The 24,674-nt window shown below is 40.0% G+C and carries 33 protein-coding genes and 1 tRNA gene; all 34 read right to left on the bottom strand.

What is annotated here, in order from left to right; genetic code table 11:
- Nucleotides 1-5: 5 nt before the first annotated feature.
- The 34 genes from HMPREF9186_RS10495 to HMPREF9186_RS10340 all read right to left on the bottom strand — a co-directional run bounded on the left by HMPREF9186_RS10495 (nucleotide 6) and on the right by HMPREF9186_RS10340 (nucleotide 24,674).
- A complete protein-coding gene (locus HMPREF9186_RS10495) occupies nucleotides 6-356 on the bottom strand; it encodes a hypothetical protein (RefSeq protein ID WP_009732642.1) in 351 nt (116 codons plus the stop codon).
- A gap of 12 nt (nucleotides 357-368) precedes the next feature.
- Nucleotides 369-833 (bottom strand): carboxypeptidase regulatory-like domain-containing protein, encoded by a 465-nt coding sequence (locus HMPREF9186_RS10490; protein ID WP_009732641.1) that lies wholly within the window; start codon nucleotides 831-833, stop codon nucleotides 369-371.
- A gap of 12 nt (nucleotides 834-845) precedes the next feature.
- Nucleotides 846-1,598 carry a CHAP domain-containing protein gene (locus HMPREF9186_RS10485; protein WP_009732640.1) on the bottom strand — a complete coding sequence of 251 codons (753 nt, stop codon included), beginning with the start codon at nucleotides 1,596-1,598 and terminating at the stop codon, nucleotides 846-848.
- Nucleotides 1,599-1,661: 63 nt separating this feature from the next.
- Entirely contained in the window at nucleotides 1,662-1,925 is a 264-nt protein-coding gene (locus HMPREF9186_RS10480; protein ID WP_009732639.1) for a phage holin, read from the bottom strand.
- An 11-nt stretch (nucleotides 1,926-1,936) separates the two neighbouring features.
- Nucleotides 1,937-2,221, bottom strand: a complete 285-nt coding sequence (locus tag HMPREF9186_RS10475) for a DUF7365 family protein (protein WP_009732638.1) — start codon at nucleotides 2,219-2,221, stop codon at nucleotides 1,937-1,939.
- A gap of 19 nt (nucleotides 2,222-2,240) precedes the next feature.
- A complete protein-coding gene (locus HMPREF9186_RS10470; RefSeq protein ID WP_009732637.1) occupies nucleotides 2,241-2,939 on the bottom strand; it encodes a hypothetical protein in 699 nt (232 codons plus the stop codon).
- Entirely contained in the window at nucleotides 2,939-3,160 is a 222-nt protein-coding gene (locus HMPREF9186_RS10465) for a hypothetical protein (protein WP_009732636.1), read from the bottom strand. Before HMPREF9186_RS10465 ends, HMPREF9186_RS10470 begins: the two co-directional genes overlap by 1 nt.
- Before the next feature lie 8 nt (nucleotides 3,161-3,168).
- Nucleotides 3,169-7,002 carry a phage tail spike protein gene (locus HMPREF9186_RS10985; protein ID WP_009732635.1) on the bottom strand — a complete coding sequence of 1,278 codons (3,834 nt, stop codon included), beginning with the start codon at nucleotides 7,000-7,002 and terminating at the stop codon, nucleotides 3,169-3,171.
- Nucleotides 6,999-7,694, bottom strand: a complete 696-nt coding sequence (locus HMPREF9186_RS10455) for a phage tail family protein (protein WP_009732634.1) — start codon at nucleotides 7,692-7,694, stop codon at nucleotides 6,999-7,001. Before HMPREF9186_RS10455 ends, HMPREF9186_RS10985 begins: the two co-directional genes overlap by 4 nt.
- Nucleotides 7,694-11,998 carry a phage tail tape measure protein gene (locus HMPREF9186_RS10450; RefSeq protein ID WP_009732633.1) on the bottom strand — a complete coding sequence of 1,435 codons (4,305 nt, stop codon included), beginning with the start codon at nucleotides 11,996-11,998 and terminating at the stop codon, nucleotides 7,694-7,696. The genes HMPREF9186_RS10455 and HMPREF9186_RS10450 overlap by 1 nt, the downstream gene beginning before the upstream one ends.
- A gap of 230 nt (nucleotides 11,999-12,228) precedes the next feature.
- Nucleotides 12,229-12,522 carry a phage tail assembly chaperone G gene (gene gpG, locus HMPREF9186_RS10445; protein ID WP_009732631.1) on the bottom strand — a complete coding sequence of 98 codons (294 nt, stop codon included), beginning with the start codon at nucleotides 12,520-12,522 and terminating at the stop codon, nucleotides 12,229-12,231.
- 44 nt (nucleotides 12,523-12,566) lie between these two features.
- Nucleotides 12,567-13,205, bottom strand: coding sequence for a DUF4352 domain-containing protein (locus tag HMPREF9186_RS10440; protein ID WP_009732630.1), 639 nt, complete (start codon nucleotides 13,203-13,205; stop codon nucleotides 12,567-12,569).
- An 87-nt stretch (nucleotides 13,206-13,292) separates the two neighbouring features.
- Nucleotides 13,293-13,898 carry a major tail protein gene (locus HMPREF9186_RS10435; protein ID WP_009732629.1) on the bottom strand — a complete coding sequence of 202 codons (606 nt, stop codon included), beginning with the start codon at nucleotides 13,896-13,898 and terminating at the stop codon, nucleotides 13,293-13,295.
- A 14-nt stretch (nucleotides 13,899-13,912) separates the two neighbouring features.
- Nucleotides 13,913-14,293 carry a hypothetical protein gene (locus tag HMPREF9186_RS10430; RefSeq protein ID WP_009732628.1) on the bottom strand — a complete coding sequence of 127 codons (381 nt, stop codon included), beginning with the start codon at nucleotides 14,291-14,293 and terminating at the stop codon, nucleotides 13,913-13,915.
- Nucleotides 14,290-14,694, bottom strand: coding sequence for a hypothetical protein (locus HMPREF9186_RS10425; protein WP_009732627.1), 405 nt, complete (start codon nucleotides 14,692-14,694; stop codon nucleotides 14,290-14,292). The genes HMPREF9186_RS10430 and HMPREF9186_RS10425 overlap by 4 nt, the downstream gene beginning before the upstream one ends.
- Nucleotides 14,687-15,064: a hypothetical protein gene (locus HMPREF9186_RS11585; RefSeq protein WP_009732626.1), complete on the bottom strand. Its 378-nt coding sequence runs from the start codon at nucleotides 15,062-15,064 to the stop codon at nucleotides 14,687-14,689. The genes HMPREF9186_RS10425 and HMPREF9186_RS11585 overlap by 8 nt, the downstream gene beginning before the upstream one ends.
- A complete protein-coding gene (locus tag HMPREF9186_RS10415) occupies nucleotides 15,057-15,242 on the bottom strand; it encodes a hypothetical protein (RefSeq protein WP_009732625.1) in 186 nt (61 codons plus the stop codon). The genes HMPREF9186_RS11585 and HMPREF9186_RS10415 overlap by 8 nt, the downstream gene beginning before the upstream one ends.
- Entirely contained in the window at nucleotides 15,236-15,526 is a 291-nt protein-coding gene (locus HMPREF9186_RS10410; protein WP_009732624.1) for a phage gp6-like head-tail connector protein, read from the bottom strand. Before HMPREF9186_RS10410 ends, HMPREF9186_RS10415 begins: the two co-directional genes overlap by 7 nt.
- Nucleotides 15,527-15,542: 16 nt before the next feature.
- Nucleotides 15,543-16,655 carry a phage major capsid protein gene (locus tag HMPREF9186_RS10405; RefSeq protein WP_009732623.1) on the bottom strand — a complete coding sequence of 371 codons (1,113 nt, stop codon included), beginning with the start codon at nucleotides 16,653-16,655 and terminating at the stop codon, nucleotides 15,543-15,545.
- Between the two features lie 14 nt (nucleotides 16,656-16,669).
- Complete coding sequence (locus tag HMPREF9186_RS10400) at nucleotides 16,670-17,440, bottom strand: head maturation protease, ClpP-related (RefSeq protein WP_009732622.1); 771 nt, start codon at nucleotides 17,438-17,440, stop codon at nucleotides 16,670-16,672.
- Entirely contained in the window at nucleotides 17,421-18,572 is a 1,152-nt protein-coding gene (locus tag HMPREF9186_RS10395; RefSeq protein ID WP_009732621.1) for a phage portal protein, read from the bottom strand. Before HMPREF9186_RS10395 ends, HMPREF9186_RS10400 begins: the two co-directional genes overlap by 20 nt.
- 52 nt (nucleotides 18,573-18,624) lie before the next feature.
- Complete coding sequence (locus tag HMPREF9186_RS10390) at nucleotides 18,625-18,882, bottom strand: hypothetical protein (protein WP_009732620.1); 258 nt, start codon at nucleotides 18,880-18,882, stop codon at nucleotides 18,625-18,627.
- A gap of 13 nt (nucleotides 18,883-18,895) precedes the next feature.
- A complete protein-coding gene (locus tag HMPREF9186_RS10385) occupies nucleotides 18,896-20,536 on the bottom strand; it encodes a terminase TerL endonuclease subunit (protein ID WP_009732619.1) in 1,641 nt (546 codons plus the stop codon).
- Nucleotides 20,533-20,877: a hypothetical protein gene (locus tag HMPREF9186_RS10380; RefSeq protein ID WP_009732618.1), complete on the bottom strand. Its 345-nt coding sequence runs from the start codon at nucleotides 20,875-20,877 to the stop codon at nucleotides 20,533-20,535. Before HMPREF9186_RS10380 ends, HMPREF9186_RS10385 begins: the two co-directional genes overlap by 4 nt.
- A gap of 130 nt (nucleotides 20,878-21,007) precedes the next feature.
- On the bottom strand, nucleotides 21,008-21,325 hold the full coding sequence (locus tag HMPREF9186_RS10375) for an HNH endonuclease (protein ID WP_037614215.1): 318 nt from the start codon (nucleotides 21,323-21,325) through the stop codon (nucleotides 21,008-21,010).
- 213 nt (nucleotides 21,326-21,538) lie between these two features.
- Nucleotides 21,539-22,081 (bottom strand): site-specific integrase, encoded by a 543-nt coding sequence (locus tag HMPREF9186_RS10370; protein WP_009732616.1) that lies wholly within the window; start codon nucleotides 22,079-22,081, stop codon nucleotides 21,539-21,541.
- Nucleotides 22,082-22,138: 57 nt separating this feature from the next.
- Nucleotides 22,139-22,211: transfer RNA gene (locus tag HMPREF9186_RS10365), tRNA-Ile, on the bottom strand.
- A gap of 94 nt (nucleotides 22,212-22,305) precedes the next feature.
- A complete protein-coding gene (locus tag HMPREF9186_RS10360) occupies nucleotides 22,306-22,755 on the bottom strand; it encodes a RinA family phage transcriptional regulator (RefSeq protein WP_009732615.1) in 450 nt (149 codons plus the stop codon).
- Nucleotides 22,752-22,925: a hypothetical protein gene (locus HMPREF9186_RS11510; protein WP_009732614.1), complete on the bottom strand. Its 174-nt coding sequence runs from the start codon at nucleotides 22,923-22,925 to the stop codon at nucleotides 22,752-22,754. Before HMPREF9186_RS11510 ends, HMPREF9186_RS10360 begins: the two co-directional genes overlap by 4 nt.
- Nucleotides 22,922-23,140, bottom strand: a complete 219-nt coding sequence (locus HMPREF9186_RS10355) for a hypothetical protein (RefSeq protein ID WP_009732613.1) — start codon at nucleotides 23,138-23,140, stop codon at nucleotides 22,922-22,924. Before HMPREF9186_RS10355 ends, HMPREF9186_RS11510 begins: the two co-directional genes overlap by 4 nt.
- Nucleotides 23,141-23,237: 97 nt before the next feature.
- On the bottom strand, nucleotides 23,238-23,417 hold the full coding sequence (locus tag HMPREF9186_RS10350) for a hypothetical protein (RefSeq protein ID WP_009732611.1): 180 nt from the start codon (nucleotides 23,415-23,417) through the stop codon (nucleotides 23,238-23,240).
- 145 nt (nucleotides 23,418-23,562) lie between these two features.
- Nucleotides 23,563-24,042: a YopX family protein gene (locus HMPREF9186_RS11260; protein WP_009732609.1), complete on the bottom strand. Its 480-nt coding sequence runs from the start codon at nucleotides 24,040-24,042 to the stop codon at nucleotides 23,563-23,565.
- A gap of 11 nt (nucleotides 24,043-24,053) precedes the next feature.
- The gene (locus tag HMPREF9186_RS11580) at nucleotides 24,054-24,218 is read right to left on the bottom strand and encodes a hypothetical protein (RefSeq protein ID WP_009732608.1); all 165 of its coding nucleotides are present in this window, start codon (nucleotides 24,216-24,218) and stop codon (nucleotides 24,054-24,056) included.
- 3 nt (nucleotides 24,219-24,221) lie between these two features.
- Complete coding sequence (locus HMPREF9186_RS10340) at nucleotides 24,222-24,674, bottom strand: hypothetical protein (protein ID WP_009732607.1); 453 nt, start codon at nucleotides 24,672-24,674, stop codon at nucleotides 24,222-24,224.

Genomic DNA, 24,674 nt, shown 5'->3' with positions numbered 1-24,674 from the left:
CCTCCTTAGAGGGTATTTTTAGCGGTATTATAAATCTGTGCAAAATCGGTATTTTCCAAGTCAGTAAATTTTTGACCAAGCTCTGTCATTTTAGACACGATAGCCTGATCTGCTGATCCTGCACCGTTAGCAATACGGTCTGCGATTTCTTTGAGAGTGTCAAGTTCTTCTGGCACACCCTCGCCAAGGATTGCGGTTTTCACCCCTTGAATTGCTGTTTCCAGTTGTTGTTGTGTGATCCCGCCTTGACCAAGCTCAGACTTGTCAGCTTTATTAGCAAGCGTGGTCTTGATTTCTTTTACGTCAGCACCAACGGCCTGTGCAAATTGTGTGAGGTTTTGTGTGTTTAAAGTCATTTATTTCTCCTTTTAAATTTTAGCTAGGTTATATAGTACGGTTAGATCTGGGAGTTCTTCCGTCTGTGGTCCATTTGGATGTTCTGCAATGTACTTGTCGATTTCAGTCTTGACATCGTTTCTTACAAGCGAAAGAACTTCCACGCTTGTAAATTCGTCTGCTGAACGTGTGATTTCCAAACGTGTCGAGCGGTCACTTGGGAAAATATACCCGTCACAAACGACTTCTACCAAATAAGATCCAATCGGTAGGGGCTTGCTTATTTTAAAAGTAACTTTTGAATTATCTACTGTACTCTCAAATGTAGCCTTTCCTTTTTGATTAAAGATTCGTATTGTAGCATTTTTGCCGTTTAGATCACTAATAGGGCGCATTTGCTCGTCCAGTAGCTCATATCCAAAAAGTGAGGCAGAGTCGCCTTGCTTGACAACCGCCCCTCCTTCGAATTGTTTTAGGTTTGTTGAATTAATGCGCATAATTCACCTCCTTTAAGAGAATGAACCAAAGCTATTAATACGCTTACTATTCTCTGATTGCCCGACTGCGACATATCTGCGATTGCCAGATCCTGCGATATACGTAATCCAGATATAGCCGTCATTATCAATCCAACCGTCATAATTGATGGTTTGACCTGCTGTATACACTGCTACAATCTCAGAAGAGAGCCCTGCAGAGGCACGTACATTGAGCGCAGAAACTTCCACGGTAAATGTTCCCGTTTCCTCGTTAAATGCACTAGAATCGACTGTGAGAGGCTCTGACGGCTCGATAGAAGTCACTTGCGCTGGTTGGCCATCTACAGGGAAGTAAAACCAGCCTACAATACCGTTAAAATCACGGGTGTTATATCGTGCTGGACCACCGACATAAAGAGCATCTGCATTACCATCAATGTTTTGCTCAATAGTGCGCATGGTATATCCGTCACTATCTTCGATGACTAACCCTGTGTGACCGTAGCTGTGTCCGTAGATGTAAGTGGTATCCATAACAAATACAGCCCCAGCCCGTGGCTTGCTATCGAGATTTCCCTCTTGGTTGTATTCTACCTCGTAGCCAAGGTCACGGGCAGAATTAAGCAGATCAATCGCATTTCCCCAAAGAGTTTTTCCAAAAAAGTAAGTAGAGATCGCATTAGGTAGTGCAGCACACTGCATACCCCACTGGCTCATAGATACACCTGTTCCAGCATCTGCAAGACCTTCTGCATATCCTAAAATATCGTTTAAAGTAGCCATTACTGCTCCTTTCTAAAATCAAAGGCTACTATCCAAAAATAGATAGTAGCCAGTAAAAATATATTAATCTTCGCTAGGTTCTTCATAACCTAAAGCACGCTCTGAATCGCTCAATCCAGCAGTAGTTGGATCGTTGACCACTCCGACCAAAACGAAGAATGCAAACAACACATTGACGAATACCAAGATTTTATCAATGGTTTGGCCAAACTCTAGCTTGATACCGAAGATGTCAGCGAATGCTTGAAAGAGCAATGCCAAAGCTGGCACTAATGCAAGCCAAAAGTTCTTATTTTTAAGTCGTACTGACCAGTTAATTTTATTCATAATGTTACCTCTTAATTATTTTTGTTTTGAATGAGTGCTTTAAGCTCCTTCATATCCTCGCTCAAGGCTTTGACCTGCTCTGCGAGGATCAATAGAGACTTATTCTGTTCATCGTGGTTATCGAGCCGTCTCACTGCTGTCAAACGGAAATCACGCATGTTTTCGATGTCTTTTTCGATCACGACCATGCGTTTCTCTTGTGCCACGACACTTCCTTTAAAGTTGCCGTAAATTCCAAGTAAGATCCCGATAAAACCGACCATCATCGAGATGTCCTCTGGTGTAAAGTGGATCATAGATCACGCCCCTCTCTTGTTAAAGTGTTGGTTGTGGTGTAGCTGTAGCCACTGGTTGAGTTTCAAGGTCGCCAGAAGGTTGTCCTGGCTTCTCTTCCTTCTCTTCCTTCTCTTCTTTTGGTTTGGTCCACTTCCAAATGCCGATTTTGCCATTTTGATAAAGGCTATTCAATTGATCCAAGGTTTCGCCTTGGTAAGTAAATGGCTCATTCACTTGGATCATGATGCGTTTCCCTTCACCAAATGCTTCTGTGTGGCTTGGATCTTCGATGGTAAAGATCTCTTGTGGTTGGTAAGTCTTGCCAGATTGACCAAGATCTACCAACTCAAGACCACGTTTAAATACAGTAGGATCAAGTGGATTTTCAACATCAGTCACACGGGCCAACACGTTCCATTCGGCCACTTCTTTGATCTTCTGGATTTGGTTCGCTTTTTCTTCGTTGTCCTTGGTGAGAGCTTGAATCTTAGCGATAGCGTCATTGTTAGCTTCGACAGATTTGTCTAACTCTTTCTTGATTGCTACGACTGCTCCAGATGTGTCAAGTTCCATGCGGACGATGTTTAATACTGCTTCAACCAGTGTCGCATCATCTTCAGTCGTGCGGTTTGTTGGCAAAATTTCCTCGAAAACACGGTACGGAAAGTCTTGCTTGATTGCTACCTTGGTAGTGTTAGCTACTGCATCGTATGATTTAAATTGTACTTTGTAATCCATTATTTAGTTACCTCGTTTTTATTTTTGATTTCTTCAAACAGGTCCTTCAAGTCTTTATCAGAATCAAGGACAGAGCGATAGCTTTCAACTTCCTGAGCAAGTTGAGCTACAAGTTGCTGTGACTCAGTAAGACGAACCTTAAATTCAGCCTCATTGATTGACTTGCTGGCAAGTTGATTTGCCAGTTCTGTGATGATTGCTACATAATTATTTTCGTTCATTACAGCTCCTATCTGTAGTTATATTTCGAAAGGACACCACCGATGTGTCTTTGAGCAGCACTGTTTTTGAGATCCCAGCCATATTTCTGCAGGGTGCCAAAACATGTGAGCAGATCCCATAAATAAGTTCCGACACTTCTATGATTACCATCTGCTGTGTAGATCAATCTAAAATCAGATGCAATCATCTCTGAGTATGTTGTGCCGTTTAGTGGTGCAATTCTTGGTTTACCAGCATTTTGAATGATCCAACCTTGCTTGTATTCACTGTGTTGCAAATACAACTTATCTGCATAAAACTTAGTATAATCTTCAACGTCTTCATTCGTGCTGTTGTAGATCTCGATGCCACTAAATGTCCTGTTCCCACTATTTTCCGTACCGTCACGGTTTGATCCGATGATGGTCTTCGAAAATCTGTTTCCGTTTTCGATATGAGTTCCATATCTAATAAACTGAGTAGGAAAGTTGTTGAAAACACGTCTGATAACTGCTGTGTCAGTCAACATGTTCATCGCACTATTATCTAAATCGAATACCAGAGATCCAGTATTCGATTCTAACCTACCACCTTTAATTCGTTCTGCAGAAAAGTCGATTGAGGCAAGTTGCGTGATAAAGGCTTTTTGGGCCATTAACTCTCTGATAAATGCTTGGTTTGTCACCAATTTATTAATCATGGCAGAATCTACTAGCATTTTATCAGCCGTTACTGAGTTCGAAGCTAAAACCGGTGTAGTAACCGATCCAGCCTTCATGTGCCCAGTTTCCACGCTCTCGCTTGCGATATGACGGCCCAAAATGGATCCATCAACTACCATGTCACCCTTAACTTTAATCAATTGAGCGATCAAGGCAATGGATTCTGGCTCTTGTACCATTAAGGAACTGATTGTTCTCCCGTTGATGCTCTTTCCAGTGCCAAAGGAAATTTGACTTGGTGTGATTTGGATATCCGTTTTTCTCAACATATCACCAATTTGGTTTGTGATTGTTGTAAACTGTCCATCCACCGTCTGTCTGTATTCAGCAATCTTAGACTCAATTTTAGCCTCTGAAGTGCCAGCTTTATCCAGTGGGCTGGGCCTAAATGCTGGGATCTTAGATCCACGGACTAAAATTGGATTCCGTACCCAAAACTCTCCGTTATTGATAGCATAGATGTAGAATGGGAAATTACCTGTTTTGTTAAACTCAAAATCACGATTGGCAGTGAAATGGAATTCTGCTCGAATCCACCTATCTTTCGGTGTATTTTTGTCAGCAAAACCTTGAGCAAATATGGCAGTATTGTTTGAATGGTTTTTTAATGCAAATGTTAGTCCTTTGTCTACCTCTACACTAGATTTGATCATGTAATCAAATGCGATAGAGTATACATCACCTTGCAAAATACGATCAATATAGATTGGGAAGCAAGGTCCTAGCCATGTTGTGGACGGAGACCCATCAATTTTCATTTTGAAGATTCCGTCTTCCGACCTTGAAAGCCTATTATTATTATTATTATTGGATACACTGTATTCAGTTAATGTGTCCGCAAATCTGATAAGATTGTCTGGTGTTGTATCTGTCGCAACACTTTCAAATCTTCGATTGATTCCAGCTACATCTTCATCATATTTAGCTTTTGCTATGTAGCCTTGCTCTAGAATCTGCCTTGTTGCTTTCAGGGCATCAACTGCAGCCTTCTCAGAGTAGGTCTGCATGCGCTGTTCAAGTTCGCCATTTGGACCAGCTTTGCTCTCTAGTTGTGTTAATTGGGTCGAGAGACCTTGGATAGTTCTTTCAAAAGTAGCTTGAGCCTGTGTTACTAAATATTCTTGATCTTCAAGTGCTGGTTGCCACGGCCTTTTTTGAGTCCCTTTATAAAGGTCAATTTCTGCAATATATAAATCAGATTGACCGCCATTTGTTCCGTTATTATCAAAACGTAAATAGGCATTATCAATATCTCCGGAATTAAATTGGACTGATACACTTTCTAGTTCACTAGTGCTTAATTTTTTACCATTAATCAACTGTTTGACAATGGTGAAGCCTTGGGTTTCACCGTTACGACGGCCAAGGATAAAGACATCATAGGACGTCAAAGCCGAATTATTAAAACCCCTAAAATTAAGGGTATAATCTGTATTTTTTTCTAATAAGAACCGGTTAGAACTTATTACTTTTTCGGTTTGGTCATTATTAGAGAAAATAAGTATTGGTTTTGAGCCGTTAAAATAGAATGGATGGTTTCCTATTTTTGCAATCCCATTGCTACCAAAATATTTCGTACCTTCTTTATAAGCAGTATCACGAATTAAGTTAGGCCCACCGATTGTCGAAGAGGTAAGTTGCTCTTTAATTCCATTCACCGTCTGCTCGACATAAGAGCGATCTGCTTTGCCATTGGCTACATTGATCAGGTCAGATATGGCTTTCTCAGTCGTCTGCTCAAAGCGTGATTGAGCGCCTTGGACACCGACAAATTGGCTTTGCGTTTGAGTTTTGAAATCATTGATCAGCTTCTGGATGTCTGCATCACTGGTTTTTAATTGATCAGTAGTAGCTTTCAGTCCTTGCATATTGACTTCAATGCCATTGTATCGAGCCCTGAACTCTTCTACAATTTCATTTTTGTTTGCTTGGTTTGCTGCATTGATTTTCTCAGTTACTTTAGCCGAAATTTCCTGCTTGACCACTTCAGCTTGTGCTTTGGCTTGCTCAATCCCGTCTGTGATTTTATGTTCCAGCTCTTTCGCTTGCTTGTCATACTCAGCATTAGCATTATCTACAAGCTTCTGCACTTTCGCTTCATATTCTGCATCATAAGACTTCATTTTCTTGTCAACGGAGTCATTGACCATTCCTGAGATAGAGTCTGCTAAAGTTCTAGCAACTTCGCCAAATCCGATGCTGACAAGTTTGTTGCTCATTGGATTAAACTTGTATTTCGTGATCTTTTTTCGCAAATCGACATCGTAGCTCTCGTGGAAGATGCTCACGATATCGAACATGTGTACTGGTTGATCTGCCTGGCCTACAACATCAATCTCAAGGCTTTCTTCGATCATGTCACACAGAGTTTCTCGAAAATAGCGCTTGCCGTATTCCTCAAGCGTTTTTTGATCCACGACATCCTGATCTTGTACTTCCATATCTGCTTCGTAAATATGCTTGTACTTAGTGATCAGTGGGCTATCAATGGTCACGGTTAGGATTTGATCTTTCTTCCCTTCTTCGTGTGCTTCAATAACCTTTTTAAAATGGATCCGTGTTCTCAACTCTTTGGTGGATTTTGTTTCTTGGAACGACTTCATATTTTTCTTGTAGGCAAATAATGATTCGTTTTCGATTCCACCATGTTCTAGCAATCGGACGCTGTACTTGTCCCGGACAAGGTCTCCACCCCACTGCCCAACGATGGAGTGCTTGTCTTTGGCCAAAGCTTCCATCGCTGAGATATCTTTTAAATTAAGGGTGTGTTTTGACATCACATCAGAAAAGAATGTGAATGGTGTTTCTCGTTTGAACCCGGCAACAAGCGCATTCATTACGGTTGCTCCATTCACTCGATCGACATTGATCTTGTTGATAGAATAACCATTTAACAATGTAGCTACTTGATTGGCGTATACTGTGACATATCCGTGTTGCTTTTCGACTTCAAAGATAGTAAAGTACTGTTCTCCGTGCAAGTCATCAGCAACTAATTCTGTTTCCGGAATTAACGATGCCCATTTGGGGTCTGATGTGGGAAATTTAAAGGTAAGCTGGTAGGTGCTGTTAGCTTCCTGAACGATTTCGGAGCTAAAAGCTTCATTAAGAGGGAAGTTACCCTCTTGCAGATAGATCATACTTTATACCTCCAATTTCCTTTGATTGTGATTTTTGAGACGGTGCCTGAAACTGCGATACCAGATGTGCCTGGAGCAATTTCGAAAAAACCACCTCGTTTTCTCAATGTATTTTTCAGATTTCCATTTTTGTCATAGACATTTTGCTTTTTATGACGGCAGTCAATTGTTGCTTTTGTATCAATCGTGAGTTGCATGGTTTGCTTCCCAATGGTTAGAGAGACATCTCCATTGCCCTCAATTGTGATGACTGGTTCAGAATATACAGTTCCTGGGTTATTTATTGTGCCGTTACCTGCCAAGGTGACTGCAGCGTCATTATTTAAGTAGCGGAATGGATGCATCTTTAACTTTATTTCTAAAGTCCAAGCATGTAAGCCATTCTGTTTAAATGATGCGCTCTGAAAATCTGCATAAAAAATAGAGCCTGGCCGATGACTAAACTCTATTTTATTTTCCTCTTGTTTGAATTGATTGACAATCATTTCGATTTCACTTGTTTTGACAACGTATAAACTTACTGTCTTATCGTATCCGTCAAAAGCTCCATCATAAAGATTATAATCTCCATTTGCCCCGTAAATCGTATTTGATTCGACCCTTGGTGTGGCCGTCTGGTCTTCTCCGAAATCCGTCACATAGCAGTTTGGGATTGATCCAGTGTCAAATCCATTTATAATCATGTTAAACATTAGATTCCCTCCCTTGCCATGATTTTAGAATATCTTTGATAGCTGTTTTGCGCTAAAACATCACCGTCCAGATAGGTTTCTGACGGTTTTTCAAGGATAGCCGTAAGGATCTTTTCTAAACTTGCTCTCAGAATTGCGATCTCAGCAACGATATTTTCACCAGTGTAGCTATTTCCGTTTGATGTTTCTTTAAATAAAAATTGCTGGCTGGCATTTTTCATTTCTCGCAAGAATTTGGCATCTTCCGGAATTCCGACCCCTGTGGCATACCTTGGGAAACCAAGATTTTTCATCAGTCGCTTAGTTCTATCGGCTCGCAATACTTTGGATCCACGAGGCAAGTTGAGTACAACGTCCCGTCCATCTGGTATAAATGAGCTTCCATCTGGTAATGTTACCATTTCTTTATAGACCGCATTTCGCTGGTCATTAACCATTGCGAGTCCACCTTCGTGGAAGTTCGTACCTTTTTCATGTCTTGATCCAAAAACACGGGAGAATGAGTTAACTACTTTATTTACTACTTCTGTAGCTGTGATAGTCGTGTGGTGACTTGTTGGGATGCCGTTGATAGCATTGGTAGCACTGTTCGCAGCATTAACCGCACTAGTGCTATCGCCTGTTATAGGCTTAGTTGGGCTTGGTGTAGCGTTCCAAGCGTTTTGATTATCAATCGCTTGTCGTGCAGCAGTGATAGCACCCGTTGGATCACCTAACTGTGGTTTGACAGGAGACGGTGTGCTGTTCCATTCTTGTTGCTTATTAATCGCTTGTTGTGCAGCATTATTCGCATTGCTTGGATCAGCGGTAATTTGTTTTGTAGGAACAGAAAAATTATTATACAGTCCTAAAGCTCCCATTGCTTGGTTGCTTCCTAATGTTACACCATCCGGAGTAGCAATCAGATCTGTCTTGTGTTGTGTTGGTAAAGTTGTGATGCTTGCTAATGCACTTGCGATTGCAGTTTGTGTCTTGTCGCTCGCATCAAGGTTAACTACTGGATTCATTCCGGTTAAGGCTTGTGCGGCAAGTTTAACACGCTCCATCTTATCACTAGCAGCATCCTTAACAATCAATTCCTTTTCTGCTGGTGTCAACTGATTCCAATGTTCTAAAACGGCTTTCGCACGTTCGCCAGACTCAAGAAATGCTGTGTTTTTCATCAACAATTCTTTTACTTCTGCCGGCATGGCATTATATTGATCCAGCAATGTTTTGTTATCAAGAATGGCTTGCATACCTTGATGATTTCCGACTACTAACTCTTTTTCTGCCGGGGTCAAGCTATCCCATTTACCGACTTCAACCAAGGCTTCACCGATTGTCATCTTGGCATTTGTTTCAAGATTGGCATGCTTGAGAATAAATTGCATATTCTCCCAGCCGTTTTCAGCCTGCAATGCTTTTGTGACTTCTTCCTGCGCATTGGTCTTGACTTGTCCAGTTTTAGGATCAAATACCATTCCATTCCACAAGAGATTTGCATCCCTTGTCTCTTGTGACATGTTTTGAACACTTTTAGCGACAAGACCTGATGAGCGACCTACGATGTCAGCAAATTGGTCTGCCTTGGCCATCATCTTGTCATAATCGAGTCCAAGTTCTGCCCAACTTTTTCGTAATTGGCTAAAATATAACTCACGTTGTCGATCATCACCAAAATTAAGAGGGACTTTTTCACTCAGTTTCTTTTGAAGAGCGGCATACTCACGGCCAAATGCTTCCATTTTGGACTTGTGTTGAGCGCTTAACTCTTCCATTTTTTGGTTATATTCAGCTTTATTGAGAGTTCCTTTGTCATACTCTTCTTTTAAAGCTTTTGTCTGGTCTTCGTAAAGTTTGATCTCATCTTTCAACCATTTAGCAACGACTCCGGATCCTTTCCTTAGCTGGGTTTCGTTCAAGTCGTTTATTTGACCATTCATCGCTTTGATGATGGCTGTGCGCTCATCTGCAGAAAATTTCTGTATTTCCAGTTGTTTGTTGATAAATTGGTTCTCGTAGTCGTAAATGAGAGCTTGTTCTTCACGAGTGATCTTACGTTTTTTGTCAGACGCATTTTGATAGATCTGGATGATCTCATCAGTCATTGTCTGTACGTTTTTCTTCTGCTGTTCTGCTTGTGCTACAGCACGTTTTTGGACTTCTTCAGAAGCTCCAATTTTCTCAAGGTTTTTTTGAGTGCGTTGGAGATCCTTATCAATTGCCTTTTGCAGATCACTCGAAAGTCCTTGCACACTCTTACGGACATTTTCAACGGCTTGAGATCCACCGTTTCCAAAACCAATCATTGCTTGATGGGCATCATCGATTTTAGCTTTTAATTTCGATAGTTCCTCTGCTTGGACCTTGTTTACCGAAGTTCCCCAGGTCCGAGTCCTCTCGTCTGCGTCTGCCATTTCTTTGGCCACTGCAGCAATCACACCAACAGCAACACCGCCTATTAGGACTCCCCAGGTGACAGGGTTCCCAAGTAGTGCGATCCCTTTTGCTAATAGACCAGTAGAAGCTACTGCACCTTCTGCAGCAGTACTTGTCGCAGTGATACCAGTAGTTGCGGTTTTAAATGCAGAAGAAAGACTGCTTCCCTGTTTAAATAATTGGAATGTCTTGCCTAAAACAGAAAGACCTCCTCCAACTTTCCCAATTCCTTGAGTTAGGAATCCGATACCTTTAGTGATACCTCCGATAACTCCGATACCTTTGCCAAGGATTGATAAGGCTGGGCCTGCGCCTGCTGCAAGTAATCCCCATTTAATGATATTCTGTTGCTGAGACTCGCTCATTTCACTAAATGCCTTGGCCATGTCCGCCAATTTTTGGACCCAAGGTTTTGCAGCCTGCAAGCCAGAGTTCATTGCTTTCAGAAGCGGTCCGCCAAATTCAATTGCCAAATCAGTAATCTGGTTTTTAAAGATTTTTAATTGAGATTCTGTAGTCTCATAGCGCTTTTTGGCTTCGTTCGTGAGGGCTGTATTTTCTTTCCACGCTCCATTTGCAGTTTTTAAGGCTCGTGATAGCAAGTCTCCAGCACCAGCCATACGTTGCATAGTATCTACTTCTTGAGTTGATTTGATACCCAGTTCTTTTAAAGTTTGGGTTACATCCCCACCAGACTGCTTGACTTTTTTCAATCCGTCAAGAAATGCTAATAAGGCGATTTGTGGTTCTGTTTTCCACTCATGAGCAAAGTTTTGAGCGCTCATTCCAGATACTTTCGCAAATAATTCTAGCTTTTTACCACCAGAAAGGACTTGCGTGTTGATTTTTTGCATGACACGAGAGAATGAGCTACCCCCTGCTTCTGCGTTAATACCCACGGAACTCATAGCAGTTGCTACTGCTAAAATCTGCGGTTCAGTCAATCCTACCAGATGCCCTGTACCTGCTAACCGCAAGCCCATTTCCAGAATCTCAGATTCAGTTGTTGCAAAATTATTTCCGAGGTCAACAATAGTTGATCCTAGTCGTCTAAATTCAGATTGTGGCATCTGAGTGATGTTTGCAAAACGGGCCATTGCGGTAGCAGCTTCATCAGCAGTCAAGTTGGTAGATTCACCGAGGTCGATCATGGTTTTCGAAAAGTCAACAATGTTTTCTTTTTTGATCCCTAACTGACCTGCCGCTTCCGCTACTCTCGCAATGTCCGCAGCACTCGCTGGCATTGTCTTAGATGCCTCACGAATAGCATTTGACATCTTCTTATATTCGCCCTCAGTAGCGTCAACCGTTTTTCTAACTCCGGCAAAGGCAGACTCATAATCCACGGCAGCCTTAACTGCAAATCCTGCGCTTGCAATCAACGGAGCTGTCACACCTTTGGTTAATGTTCCTCCAAAGTCGGAAACTTTCTTGCCAAATTTTTGGATGTTATCTCCATTTTTGACAAGGTTCTTCCCAAAGTTTTCCATTTTACCAAAAAAGCTATTTTCACGTCCAACAGCTTTCAAGGCTTGCTCTACTTTGTAGAGTTGTCCTTCCATTGCTGACAATTTTGCATTTTCTCGCTCAATATCAGCAGCAGCTTTGTCAAATTTAGCAGATCCAGGATCGAGCTTGTCGAAGTTCTGCTTCATTTGATCGAGTACCTTCTTTTGTGCTTCAATGGCCTGTCCTAAAGACTTGTATTTTGCTTTGAGGAGTTCAGTACTCTTACCATTGTTTTTTAATGTGCTATCGAGCGCTTTGACATTATTTTGGAAATACTTCACAGCGTTCTTTGCACTTGTTAAGCTAGGATTGAACTTTGACACGTCCAGCCCTAGTTCGATATACATTTGTCCTAGTGGCGTTCCACCTGCCATTTTTCCTCCTTTTACAAACAAAAAAAGCCCAAAGAGGCTTTATGCTTCCATTTCTCCAAAAATGTCAGCTAGATCTAAAGACGCATTTTCGGTTTGATCTTTATCAAGATCAATAATTCCGATCAGATCTTCCCAGCTTAATTCCATCACATCATGGACATTCATGTTATATGGTCCATCAGCAACTTCCTTAACGAATTTGTAGAAACGTTTTAATGCATCTTTAGGATCTATTTTTTCCCCTTTGGGTCCACATCACCCACAAGATGAGCATAGATTTCAGTGAACACTTCAATGATTTTAGCAAAATCAGTATGTTCTAGTAATTGCTCTACTGTCACATTTTCGAATAGTGAGGCAATGAAGCCTAATTGTTGATCCAATTTTTCGACTTCTGTCTTGTCTGATGTGAGTGAGTCGTTCAATACAAGGTAATCACGATAATCACGAGTAGTAATTTCTTTACTAGAGTAAAGTACATCTTCTCCAGCTTCGTTCTTCATGGTAAATGTAATTTTTGACATTGTTTGCCTTTCTATAATTAAAAAAGCACCGAATGGTGCTTATTTCATTTTGTCCAAGTTTTATTTAAAAATTCAATTTTATTGACATCATTATCCGAATGGTCATTATCCATCGCATAAAATATAGCTATGGTTGCCTCTTTCCCGGCTTGTATGACGACACTTTTATCCGATTGAACAGAAACGGTATCATCGTTAGACATAACGGAATCATAAGCAAGATAATTGCCTTTGTCATCGCTCGCAAGGAATTTACCTGGATTGAATTCAATATTCGATGAGTCGTTATTTTTTATAGTCAGTGTTACCGTTACTGGGATGAAACTTTTAGAGTCATGGTTCATCGCAAGCATTCCGGAAGTTTGTTTTTTCGGTTCGCTGACAGCGATTTGAGTTTTGTCGAAAAGAACTCCGTCACCAAATTTGTAGCTAGTCAATGAATTCATTCCAAGAACAAAATCATTTGCTTCCAGAAATAAATCGTGATCTACATTTGATACGTATGTAGAGAGCTTATCTTTTACCATGACAGCTCTGTCCTTCTCTTCCTTTACGCTCTCTATTTCCTTGTGTGCCTTAGAAAGTTGATTGTTGGAATTTACGAGCATAATAGCAAGTACAATGGAAACTAGAGTGATCATAATTGTTAATGTTATTAAAACTGTATTTTTCTTATTTTTCATAACAAAACCTCCACAACTTATTATATCAATAATTGTAAAGGTTTACAACGATATAAAGATAAATAAAGGGGCTAAATGCCCCAATTATTATCCTGCTGCTGCCATACCGAGTTTTGCTTTCAATTTCTTGATTTTTGCTTCATCACTACCAAAGTACATTGTACCGTACTTGTTCTTGGTTTGCTCATCAGTACTTGCGCCTGCAGCGAATGATACATCTGTAGTAGCAAGCTCATCAGCTTTATCTTTGATCGTGTTAAGATCGATTGCATCCATTGAAAGATTCCCTTTGTAGAAACCGTAGTAAGCTCCACCACCATCTGCGGTATTTGATTCGAGCAAGATCGCAACATCTTTTGAAACTGTGTCAGCTCCAAAGTCAAGGATATCATCATCGTTTTCGTAGCCGAGAGCTTTAACGTAAAGCGCTACTGGAATGTCCAAGAGACCAAGTTCTACCTTGACATCTCCGACTCCACGGTTGTTCACATGGTAGGCGATATTGCTTCCAAATGTTTTTGTAGGGTCAACGGCAAGACCAGAGATTTTTGCGGTTTGAGTCGCACCTTCTCCTTTTTTACCTTGGATGATAAAGAGGTTTTCTCCCTCTGTTGGGGTTTGATTCCCATCCAAAATTCGAACTGTAAGGCTTTTAAAACCAACTGTAGCAGTTCCTTGTTTTTGTTGTGTCATATTAAATTTCCTTTCTAATAATCGTCATACAGCTTGCTCTTCCCTTTGTAAGTTCTGGCATCTGCATAGCGTTTGATTTCAGGGATCCATTCATCTAGACCCCCAGCAATTTGATAGAATCCTTGTGACTCCATCACCTTTTCGACTAACCCTTGCATTTTTTTGCATTCAATTCGGTTAATCGATTCAACATTGATTTGATAAAGAAATGTTTTTGAAAAGCTTGTATTGCTTCCCTGGTCACTTTGGATAGGTGGCCCTAGTGGGATAATAACAATACTCGTCTGATCTGTTGGTAAGGTTTCAGGACGCTCAAATGATTTGATAGTGATTTTAGAAAGTTCCTCATCGCTCATCAGAGCATCATATATTTCTGATATTTTGTCTTTAATCATCCAAGCCCTTCTCCTTTCAATTTAGTTGCTAAGCGATATTTAAATTTTTCTTTGTTGGCTTCCGAAAATCTTCGGATAACACCGAATCCTCTTGGATGAGCCTTTTTGGCATATCCAAATTCGTTCAAATGTTCTAATCGCCAACGTGAGCCAGCACCAAAACCGAGTTTAACCATTGGCACTCCTTCAAAAGCACCCGTTACATTTCCGACTGTTGCGCTTTCAATTGTTTCTCCGGTATCTTTGAAAACTTGTAGAGCGACTTTAAAGTCTTCAAGTGTTTCGGTTGCTGCGCCTTTCAAAGCTCTATTCGCAGACCTTCTCACTTTCGCATCGCCAAGCTTTGCTTCTAAATTCCGGATGACTTCATCGAAGCCTCTTAATGTAGCGCCACTAGTCATTTGATCCACCAATAACAACAATTAAATAATCACGGTTGTCATAATCGGGACGAACGTCAATGATCTGCCATTTTTTATTTTCTAATCGGTGATCATTTACTTGCACAAAATGCTTATTGTCAGGTTGATAACTTGTTAAAGGATCTCTTATTTTTAAGGTCATCCTTGCAGTCATTGATTTCCCTGTTGAAATTTCGATATCCTTTAAACTAGGCGAGTAGATTTTTGCGAATGTATAAAATACTTTCTCAAAACTCACATCCCTGCCATCTAACCCTTCAAGTACTTTTGAGTTATAAAACTCTACTGGAGTTCTTAATTCGCTTGTATTGGTTTCTGGCTTTTTGTATTTAAACTCAGGCTTATTCATCTTCCACAACTACATCTTCGTTTAGATTGTCCGAAGCTACTAAATCGTATTCTTTCACAAAATCAGGTAATTTCTTCATCAATTCGTTTTTTCGATCATCATCAACTTCAAAAATGTCTCCAACGTGTCGAACGACATTTTCTTTCAAGTCAAAGAAATCTTGGATTGTTTCTAGCACTCTTTTCCTCCTATTGGGTGATTTTGAAGTGATAACTCAAGGAGTTCTCCTTGAAAATTCGTAAAGAAAAACTCGACCTGATCATTGTACAGATATCTTGCACGTTCCAAAACAAGCTCTTCAGTGCGAGAATCTGACAAATCAAAAGCTCCTGTTAAGTCGAGAATTGCTTTTTCGGATGAAGTCAACATCCTTGAAAGATTCCCGTCTTCAGCATCATGAAAGATTTTCATCCGCTCCTTAAATACTGCTAGAAGCGGATGAAATTGTTTTGTTTCTTCCATTCGGTGTCACCACCTATTATTTGATTTCCAATTTCCAAACAGCAGCAGTCTTTTCGTCGTGAGCCTTACCATAAGCGAATTGCTTAGCAGTGTAGAGATTTAAGTCTTCGAGAGCGTAGGTTTCTGTATAACGACCAAACTCGATTCCGCCACCTACAAATGCATCGTAGCGACCTTTGACAAATGTAGTCACTTTGCCAGTGGTTTGAGCAACTGACTCAGCCAAGATCAAGTTGTATGGCATTGCTGTCACATACACACCTTGAGCGTTAAGTGACGTATATTGTTTTTTGACATCCCATGCATCCGCTGGATTGACAACCATCACAACATTTCCTTCAACCGCTACTGGACTACCGTCAGTTTTAACAGAGTGATATTTGTAAACATTTGTCAATTCCTTAACGACTGTAGCAGAGTCCGCAAATGTAAGTTTTGCAGTTTCAACAGATTTTTCTGCATAAGTTGTTTTTCCACTTGCTGCAGTTCCTGTAAGAGTGCGAGAAAGACCGATAGGCTTGTCGTCCCCATCACCGTTCAGAAAGGCAGCTTCCAAAGCAGCAGCGAACGCTTCTGTGATTTGAGTAGATACGAATGATTGCAACCAAGCCGGACCGAATTTTTCAGAATCTTTAGGAATGACTACAAATGCAGTCAACTTGTTTTGAATAGCTTCTTCTTCGTTGAAGGTTTGTTTCAATTGACCTTGGATTTCCCCATTGATCTTGCCCCAAAGAGCTGTACCAGTTTGAGTCGATTTGAGGAATTTAAGGCGGATGCCAGCATTGCGCAAGCCAATATGTTGCAAGAGAGGGCGAGATTTAACCATATCGTCAAAGATACGGTCAATAGTTTCTTGTGGGAAGAGTTTTTCTACTCCTACAGGAGCAGTTTTTTCGATGTCGTTGAAGAATTCACGAGCTTCGGCAGTCAATTTAGCATCATAAGGATTCATTGCTGAAACTTCCTCATGAGCGGCATGACGAGCTTGCTCCATCATTTCGTTTGTCATCGACTCGATCATTTCATTGTAGAGTTTCGCTTGTTCTTCTTGAGGTGCGCCATTTGCTACAGCGTTCAAGAAGTTCTGACGAATTTCGTTGAATTTGTTAGATAATTTCATTGTCATTGTATTTTTCCTTTCTAAAATGCAAAAAGACTGAACCCTTTCGGTACAGCCTCGTTTGTGTTATTTTCTGGACTTTCTGGAATATTGAATTTTTTCTGTACAAATTCGCTATTTTTAAAAGTCTCACTTGCGATTTGTCGAGCTTCTAGCTTATTCGCTACAAGATCAGCGATTTTATCAACATCAGGAGTCATTGCTGACTTCATCTTGTCAATAAAATCATGTGGGATCATTGGAGTTTCGCTTGCAGCAAATGTAGGAGCAATTTCTCCAGCAAACATGATCCTGTCAGCAAATCCTTGATTTACTGCTGATTCAGCATCAAACCAGGTAGTCTTGTTCATCAGATCCAATAAATCATCTAATGCTTTTCCAGTTTTATCAACATAAGCATTTGCGATTGACTTATTAAAACCTTCAAGCACTCCAGCTTCATGAAGTAGAGTGTTGTGGTCTCCGTCAACTCGTGATGACACGTTATGGATCATGATTTGAGCAGTAGGGCTAATTTCTACGACATCACCAGCCATTGCGATAACGCTCGCTGCGCTTGCAGCAATTCCCACGATTTTAACAACTACTTTCCCTGAGTAGGCCCGTAATGCAGTATAGATTTCGCTACCTGCATATACATCTCCTCCCCCTGAATTGATGTGAACTTCGATGTCCTCACCAGTTTCCGGTAATACTACATTTTTAGGAGCGGTACAGTCCCAACCAAACCAATCATAAAGCCAAACATCATCGTTTGACACGATTGTTCCTTTAATCGGAATCACTTTCATCTTCTTTCTCACCTCCCTTCTCTACATCCTCACCAAGTTGATAGTTCTTAGTGATCAGAGGCTTGTCGCCCCACGGTACAGCTTCAAGGCCAAGTTCCTCACGGACCTCATTGATAAGCATGGAACCAGAAGAAATCAGCTTGTCAATACTTTGAGCAAGCGAGAATTTATCTCTTTGCCCTTCACCAACAATGACAAGGCGCTTATTGTCTTTGTATTCACTTTTGCTGAGCAAAGCAAAGTTCAGACCATCGCTCATTTTCTTCACAAGCGACTGGTAGCAATAGCTATTAAACATCTTCTGACTATTTTCCAGATTAGCCATGTCCCCATGCATCAGAGCAGTGGGAATCCCTAAGATGTCAGCTACCTCATCATCAAATTGCCTACGAAGCTTCTTGAGTTCATCTACTGATAGATTTGATGTCCCGGTAGTGTTGGTCAGTTCAGAATATTCCATTCCTTCTTGAGCTGGAACAATTGCTACGGTCTTGGTCGTAAATGATTTAAAGAGACCGTCTGCATATCGTTGCATCTTTTCACGTTTTGATTCGTCAAAACTTGCATTCGTTCTAGTACTGAGTACTCCACGAATTTGATTATTCCGTGCAAGCGCTTCGACTAGTCGAGTGTGTAGTTTTTCGTAATCATTGAAGAGTTGAGTGAAATATTCTTGAAGACGATTGTTGTTGTATTGCAAGAAAATGACTTCATTCATCTTGAATGGTTTCTGGAAAGTATAGTTTTGACAACTCACAGATGTGAATGTATCATCGAACACAGCATATTTCTGTCGAATGTACGAGTCAGCAATCAATAACTGATCATCATTCGACAAGAAAATTAGTACTTCGTTCTTGGTCAATAAGCGATAAACCGCCTTTTGCCAAAACTCAGAAGCTGATTCATTTTTATTGGGCCTTACATTTAACAGATAATCCCAATCAGTAGCCTTCTTTTTCCCATTCTCGATGAATTTAAACTCAGATCTTGCAAAGATACGGGCCACAAATTCAGCAGCCTTGTCAATCGACAGGCTCTTTAGTTGCAGATTTCCAAAAATCCGCTCCAGCTCATCAAACTCAAAACTCGGTTCCGGAACTTCTCGCTTGAATAAATTTAGCCATCCCAAGGCACCTCCTCCTTTCTAAAATTCTATGCCTACCACCCACCCGGATATTTTTTTATCGTTTAAAGAATGACTTTTTGGAGCGTTTTAGTTCCTTCTTGATTGATTCGAACTCTTTATTTGTTTGTTCAACATTTTGTCCACAAATATCTTCATGTCGTTTCACGGACTGGTTTAAAGTATTCAATTCAGCACTGATTGAACCAATCTTGTTCAACAATTCAATGTTTTCTTTGCTTACTACTGCAAGCTCACATTCAAGCCCTTGAATCTTTTGTTCGAGTTGTTGTTTTTTCTTCATTCGTTTGTTCATTTTGTTGTCCTTTCTAAAATTCCCAATCTTCGATCACGTCAAGGAAGTCTCCAACCGTACTTTCCTGAATGATTTCTCTCTTGTAGAGAGCAGCAATAAAGGCATGGAAGCCGTCAGTCTTTCGTCTCAACGGTTCCTTTTTCAAAAATCTCTTGTTTCCGTCTTTGTCTTCTTTCACAAAGGTATTATCGGTATACCAGAGCATTGATTTGTCATTTTCAAAAATGAATCTTTCGTTCGCAAATCCGTCCTCAATAATTGGAGCCACCTTCGACTGTATCGCTCCTGGATTTCGCAAAAATTCATATTCAAAATCAGCTTCTTCCAGCAATGGTTTCAGCAAGTCCATTCGAAATCCATCAGCACAGACAATTTCGATATTGTAGAGCTTGCGCCACTGGATTAATTTATCAACAAGTAATCTTGGATCTATACTTGGACCATCTACGATAGTAAAGAGCCCTTGCTCCTGCCATTCACGGATTGGAGCCTTGATTTTAAACATATCCAAAAATTGCTTTCTGGCAAAACTGTGTTGCTTCCAAATAAACTCATCACCGTTTTTAAATAGCAGTCCAACACTGGCAAAGTCTCTGATGCTTGCGTAGTCAAAGCCAGCGACACAAGATCTTCCTGAGAGATCTATGCCAGGGCTTCGCAATGCAGCCATTAACTTTTCACGAGTGGTCACATCTTTTTCGATGTCGGCTTCAGGCAGATTCATCCGCTTGGTCATAAATTCCTGTCTGCCTGATGGTTCCAATTCCAAATCATCATAGTCAGCTTTCGTTCTGGCCAGCAGACGTTTGGCATAAGGTGTGGTTTCATCCAGCATAGGATTCGCTTTGGGCCAGTTGCTCATATCATCCACTTCTTCCGGGTCGTCTAGTTTGCAGATAAACGGAAATAAGCGAAATTCCTCAAGTTCTCCATTCAAGATTTTCATTGATTTTTCGATCATCTTGTCATAGAACCCTTCACGGACGTGTCCGTTGGTACCATTGTAGAAGGTACGAGCATGGGCAATTTTACCAAGTCCTGATCTCTGGATTTTAACAGCAGAATCATTTTCAAACTGGTGAATTTCATCGAATTCAAGGCATCCATCACGAGCTGAGTCCATTGTCTTCGGATTATTCGTCCGATAAGAAAAGACCGAGTTGTTCCCTCGGCCTGTAATAGACATCTTTGTTAAATAAAAATGGTCTTCCAGTCCTCTTCGCTGGACAGTTTCATAAACCTCTTCAAAAGATACTTTCCCCTGTTTCTCCGAATTGGCTGTGATAGTCACATCATAATCTCGGATGGGATACAGTGGGCTGATAAAAAACGCATCTCGACTAGACATAAAACCATTCTTACCACCACCACGGGCCAAAGTAAGAAGAAATTCATCGAATTGAGGTTCGCCATCTTCTTTCCTGAAAAGGAATATAAACGGTGTCAAGAATTTTTGATATTTAGCAAGTGGAAAGAAATTCTTTTCAGTGAACTGAATATATTTTTCGATCAATTCATTGTGAAAATAAAGATCATCCCTTGGATATATCTTTTCTTTGATGATTTTGAATAGCAGTGAGCGTTCTTTGTTGACTTTGATTTTTCCTGATTCGGCAAGTTCGATGTATTCATCAATCAGAGGATGAGAAATCACAATAGATCACTTCCGTCTGATGGTGGTTTCTTCTCCACTGGTGAATTTTCAACCTCAAAGTCAAATGATCGCTCAATCGCTAGTAGCTGATTGCTGGTTGTGTTGATTTCTTTGATCAACGAGTTCGCTTTTTGAAATCTTTGCTGACCATTGTGAACTGTGATAACTAATCCATCTTGTTTGAGTCGTTCTTTCAATTCATAAAGTAGACGGACCAGATAGAGATAGCGATGAACTTTCTCGTACTGAATCGCATCTTTCTTTCGTGTGCTGAAATTGCCGATTTTGGAAAGTAACTGGTTTTCCAATTCTTTTATATTTTTTTCTGAGTATTCTTCCATGAGCCCCCTCCCCCTTAAAAAATAGTGCTTTGCATTTGGACAATCGACCCCTCCCACCGGTTCCCAGAGACCGATTTTTTTCGATTTTTTTCGACCGGGGGGTCTGTGAATTTTTCAAAATTTTAAATTTTCATCCCCACCATTCGTCCGAACGAAAATTTTTATTTTGCAATTTGGATGATTTACGAAATTGAAAGCGATGATGTCGCTTGTTATGGCACTCCTTGCACAGAGTACGAAGATTGTTAATATCTAGAGCAAACTCTGGATAATACTCCAGCTCTTTGATGTGATCGACTTCAAGGTTATCTGTAGTCACCTTCCCCTCATCTCGACACCAGACGCATTCAAAATGATCTCGACTCATTGCTTCGAGTCTCAGTTGTCTCCATGATCTTGAAAGATAAAACTCTCTGCGACTTTCTCTTGTCGAAACATCTACTTTCAATTCTTAAATCCTCTGTAACATTTCATACTTTCAATTATCTATTTCTGAAATTCATTATATTATTTCTGAAAACTATGTTGTTTTTCTCTCTTGAATTAGACATATCTTATATTCTGTCTGATTCGCCTCAGCTTTAAAAAGCCAGTAAAATAAATGAATAGCAGGTAACTAATAAAACCAATTAGCATTTTACTCGTTGTGTCTAATTGATAACTATAAATCAAAATTAGACATGGCTTTATCTCGTTGATCCTGTCTAATCCCAATATATCTCAGCGTAATTGCAGGAGATGAATGATTAAATAGATCCATGAGCATTGCCACATCTTTAGTTTTTTTATAGTAATGATAGCCAAATGTTTTTCTCATCGAATGGGTACCGATATTCTCGATCCCACACTCGATAGCTGCGGTCTTCAATATCCAATCGACTGTCCGCCTGTCCAGCGGTTTGTTTTTCCCGATGCGACTTTGAAACAGATAATGATGTAGTGGCATATCTTTGATGTATTCTCTGACTTCCTTCTTCAGAGTCTTTGTCATCTTGAGCTGTTTCCTTTTCCCGGTCTTCTGCTCTTTGATTTTGATATACCAACCTTGCACATCTTTTACTCGTATCCTCAAGATATCTCCTACGCGCAATCCGGAATTGATACCAAATAAAAAGAGTAAATAGTTTCGCTCATTCCATTCTCGAAGATATTCCTTCATTGCCTGGATATCATCTTTGTCACGAATAGGATCCACAATGTTCACAGTGCCACCTCCTTCCTAGGCAAAATAAAAAGCCAGCTTGTGCTGACTTGGCTGATAATAGGAGTACAGGATTCGAACCCGTGACACGCCGGTCATAACCCGACCGCTCTACCAACTGAGCTAACTCCTAACCCGTTTCATAAGGATCCATCGGTTCGGTTTTACCCGATGATATAATTTTACCACCTTATTTTTTAATTTTTTCCACACTTTCGACTATATTTTTAACTTTTTTCCAAATTAATATTAATCTTAGTGTTTACAGATAGTTCATAGATTTTCTTTTCAAGCCCACTAAAGAATGGCTCAATCACTTCCTTGTATGCAAGAGACTTACTGCAATGTAAGTATTTAATCGATGCTCCTTCCACAGTTAGAGTTCCATCAATGTATACTTCCTTGATTGCTGCCCATTGTTTTTCTGGTGTCAAAATCTTGATAGTGCTGATTGCTTCTCTGAGCAATTCGAGACGATGTAGTTCTGGATCCGATTCTTTCTTGATGATATCGGACAGAGCTTTTGGAGTCATTACCTTATTGCTCTTAATCCCTGTATTTGGATCTGTTGGCTTCCAAGGTACTTCAATTTCTTCAATCCGTTCCTTGATTTCTTTCTCGAATGGATATTGCTTCAGGGCTAGAATTAAATATCCATATCTACTTCTTAGATTCATTCATTTACCTCTTTGGTGTAGACTTCCACAATTCCTTGCAAGCCCAAGCTTTCATGATAAGCAAGTGCGTCATGTCTATTTTCAAATTCTTTCTCAATGTATTTTGCTAAGTGTTTAGGATCGATCCAACTTGAGCGTCCATGGTATTTCCTAACAACATATACCCTCATTTATTGTCCTCCACATCGATGATATGATCAATAATACGCTTTAAATCTCTTATATTGTCAAATGGCAGCACTGCATCGTATAGATCTTCAAAGTATGAATCGGTTTCAAAAAACTCTTCCCCAAGTATGGCTATCTCAAGCTTGCCATTTATTTGGGAAATAGATAGAATTCTGTTCGCTCGCATTGGTATATGTACATTATCCAAACTCATCATTTTTTCTCCCTGTTTTTAAAAACGATCACACTAGCCCAGATCAGACCGGAGAGCCAGACTAGTGCGAATAGTAAATATATAAAGTTTTGTAGATCCATTATTTTTCCTCAACATCGTATACCACATAAGAAATTAACTCGTTCGGATTGATATATAGACCCTTAACACGCATTAGATGCCCATTATTAAATTGACTGGCCAATCTATCCAAATCATCCCAACTACATCCGTGCGCTTCACACCTATTGCCATCTTTTAAATAAAACACAATCGTCATCGTTTTACCTCCATGCTCTTAATTTCTCTAGTAAGTCTATTTTTTAAAACATGACTTGTAAAATAACTGCCGTCCTCGTATGTGAAATAATCAACGTTTTCTTCTTCCCACTGACTTTTTGTGTATGGGTATCTGTTTGGTCGTGTCATTCTTTGTCCTCGCTCATTTCTTTATTATATTTATAGGCTGCGTACATTATTAGATCTAGTTCATTCTCATAAGTATTTCCTATCACTTCGCAATTATCCCAGTAATATTTATCAAAAGGTGCATAAGTAGCAGGAGTCACGTTTAGAAATGATAAGTAAAATCCGATTTCTGTTGTTTGTGTGTCGTCATCTTCAAAGTAGGTATATTCACCAAAGCCTACAATACAGCCATAAGCGCTTGTTCGGATTATATCTCCCTCAAAGATTTCTTTGCCATTCTTGTCTTTGCGGCCTGTGGATTGTCCAATTGTTTTTGGATCTACAGGACACCAAGAGCCTATAGTGATGTATTGTTCATTAGCTTCTACCACTTCGTTGATAATAAATGCTTGTTCACCATCTGCAATCAGATAACCATATTGCATTTTACCTTTGCTATCGTCAGCAATAGATATACCTCTAAATTTTGGAATCATTCTGTACCTCCTCAAAGCGCCCATCTTTTTTTGGACTTATTTCTTTTAAAAATAGGATTCTTCTTTTCCTTCTTCTGCTGCTTGTGATATTCACTGTCTTTATTGAAGATAATATCTTCGTCTTCAATAAGTTCAGGAATAAAAAGTCTAGATAGGTATCGTTCAGGTTGTTTCATCCCTCAACCTCCTAAATTGCTAAATGGAACTTCCCACTGATAATCATCGTATTCATAACAAATATTTTTGATAATTTCACCTTTTGAAATTTCAATTTCCTGTGTGAATTCCATGCCACACTCAAACGTAAAAATTTTAATATCAACATCAAACTTACTTGAAATTTCTTGATAATTTTCTGGAATAGCACTCCATGCTTGCTTAAAATTATCAAGTTCAACGATACAAAATTCTTTTTCAAGTTCAAGCCAAACTTCTATTTGTTTTTGATCAACAAACGCTCGCCTTGTTCCATTGATGTAAAAATAGGGAGCTGTGTTGTTGAATCTAAGTAGAATGCCATCATATTCATCTTCTAATGTTACAGTGTCACTTAATAGCATTTCATTCAATGCTGATGCAATATTTTCGCTTTTTCCCCTTAATTTAAGAGATCCTTTGGCCCAATTTGGCAT

This window comes from Streptococcus sp. F0442 (assembly GCF_000314795.2).
GTDB lineage: Bacteria > Bacillota > Bacilli > Lactobacillales > Streptococcaceae > Streptococcus.
The sequence above is the reverse complement of the archived record's forward strand: the minus strand, read 5'-3'. Positions and strand labels throughout refer to the sequence as shown.

Excerpts from the sequence above, each read along its gene's own strand:
- HMPREF9186_RS10490 (WP_009732641.1), bottom strand. The coding sequence starts at position 833 with ATGCGCATTAATTCAACAAACCTAAAACAATTCGAAGGAGGGGCGGTT.
- HMPREF9186_RS11585 (WP_009732626.1), bottom strand. The coding sequence starts at position 15,064 with ATGAATAAGCCTGAGTTTAAATACAAAAAGCCAGAAACCAATACAAGC.
- gpG (WP_009732631.1), bottom strand. The coding sequence starts at position 12,522 with ATGTCAAAAATTACATTTACCATGAAGAACGAAGCTGGAGAAGATGTA.
- HMPREF9186_RS10390 (WP_009732620.1), bottom strand. The coding sequence starts at position 18,882 with ATGAACAAACGAATGAAGAAAAAACAACAACTCGAACAAAAGATTCAA.
- HMPREF9186_RS10475 (WP_009732638.1), bottom strand. The coding sequence starts at position 2,221 with ATGATCCACTTTACACCAGAGGACATCTCGATGATGGTCGGTTTTATC.
- HMPREF9186_RS10985 (WP_009732635.1), bottom strand. The coding sequence starts at position 7,002 with ATGATCTATCTGCAAGAGGGTAACTTCCCTCTTAATGAAGCTTTTAGC.
- HMPREF9186_RS10455 (WP_009732634.1), bottom strand. The coding sequence starts at position 7,694 with ATGTTTAACATGATTATAAATGGATTTGACACTGGATCAATCCCAAAC.
- HMPREF9186_RS10360 (WP_009732615.1), bottom strand. The coding sequence starts at position 22,755 with ATGAATCTAAGAAGTAGATATGGATATTTAATTCTAGCCCTGAAGCAA.
- HMPREF9186_RS10430 (WP_009732628.1), bottom strand. The coding sequence starts at position 14,293 with ATGATTAAAGACAAAATATCAGAAATATATGATGCTCTGATGAGCGAT.
- HMPREF9186_RS10465 (WP_009732636.1), bottom strand. The coding sequence starts at position 3,160 with ATGAACGAAAATAATTATGTAGCAATCATCACAGAACTGGCAAATCAA.
- HMPREF9186_RS10425 (WP_009732627.1), bottom strand. The coding sequence starts at position 14,694 with ATGACTAGTGGCGCTACATTAAGAGGCTTCGATGAAGTCATCCGGAAT.
- HMPREF9186_RS10485 (WP_009732640.1), bottom strand. The coding sequence starts at position 1,598 with ATGGCTACTTTAAACGATATTTTAGGATATGCAGAAGGTCTTGCAGAT.
- HMPREF9186_RS10350 (WP_009732611.1), bottom strand. The coding sequence starts at position 23,417 with ATGACGATTGTGTTTTATTTAAAAGATGGCAATAGGTGTGAAGCGCAC.
- HMPREF9186_RS11260 (WP_009732609.1), bottom strand. The coding sequence starts at position 24,042 with ATGATTCCAAAATTTAGAGGTATATCTATTGCTGACGATAGCAAAGGT.
- HMPREF9186_RS10450 (WP_009732633.1), bottom strand. The coding sequence starts at position 11,998 with ATGGCAGGTGGAACGCCACTAGGACAAATGTATATCGAACTAGGGCTG.
- HMPREF9186_RS10410 (WP_009732624.1), bottom strand. The coding sequence starts at position 15,526 with ATGGAAGAAACAAAACAATTTCATCCGCTTCTAGCAGTATTTAAGGAG.
- HMPREF9186_RS10400 (WP_009732622.1), bottom strand. The coding sequence starts at position 17,440 with ATGAAAGTGATTCCGATTAAAGGAACAATCGTGTCAAACGATGATGTT.
- HMPREF9186_RS10340 (WP_009732607.1), bottom strand. The coding sequence starts at position 24,674 with ATGCCAAATTGGGCCAAAGGATCTCTTAAATTAAGGGGAAAAAGCGAA.
- HMPREF9186_RS10495 (WP_009732642.1), bottom strand. The coding sequence starts at position 356 with ATGACTTTAAACACACAAAACCTCACACAATTTGCACAGGCCGTTGGT.
- HMPREF9186_RS10470 (WP_009732637.1), bottom strand. The coding sequence starts at position 2,939 with ATGGATTACAAAGTACAATTTAAATCATACGATGCAGTAGCTAACACT.
- HMPREF9186_RS11510 (WP_009732614.1), bottom strand. The coding sequence starts at position 22,925 with ATGAGGGTATATGTTGTTAGGAAATACCATGGACGCTCAAGTTGGATC.
- HMPREF9186_RS10405 (WP_009732623.1), bottom strand. The coding sequence starts at position 16,655 with ATGACAATGAAATTATCTAACAAATTCAACGAAATTCGTCAGAACTTC.
- HMPREF9186_RS10440 (WP_009732630.1), bottom strand. The coding sequence starts at position 13,205 with ATGAAAAATAAGAAAAATACAGTTTTAATAACATTAACAATTATGATC.
- HMPREF9186_RS11580 (WP_009732608.1), bottom strand. The coding sequence starts at position 24,218 with ATGAAACAACCTGAACGATACCTATCTAGACTTTTTATTCCTGAACTT.
- HMPREF9186_RS10355 (WP_009732613.1), bottom strand. The coding sequence starts at position 23,140 with ATGATGAGTTTGGATAATGTACATATACCAATGCGAGCGAACAGAATT.
- HMPREF9186_RS10480 (WP_009732639.1), bottom strand. The coding sequence starts at position 1,925 with ATGAATAAAATTAACTGGTCAGTACGACTTAAAAATAAGAACTTTTGG.
- HMPREF9186_RS10435 (WP_009732629.1), bottom strand. The coding sequence starts at position 13,898 with ATGACACAACAAAAACAAGGAACTGCTACAGTTGGTTTTAAAAGCCTT.
- HMPREF9186_RS10380 (WP_009732618.1), bottom strand. The coding sequence starts at position 20,877 with ATGGAAGAATACTCAGAAAAAAATATAAAAGAATTGGAAAACCAGTTA.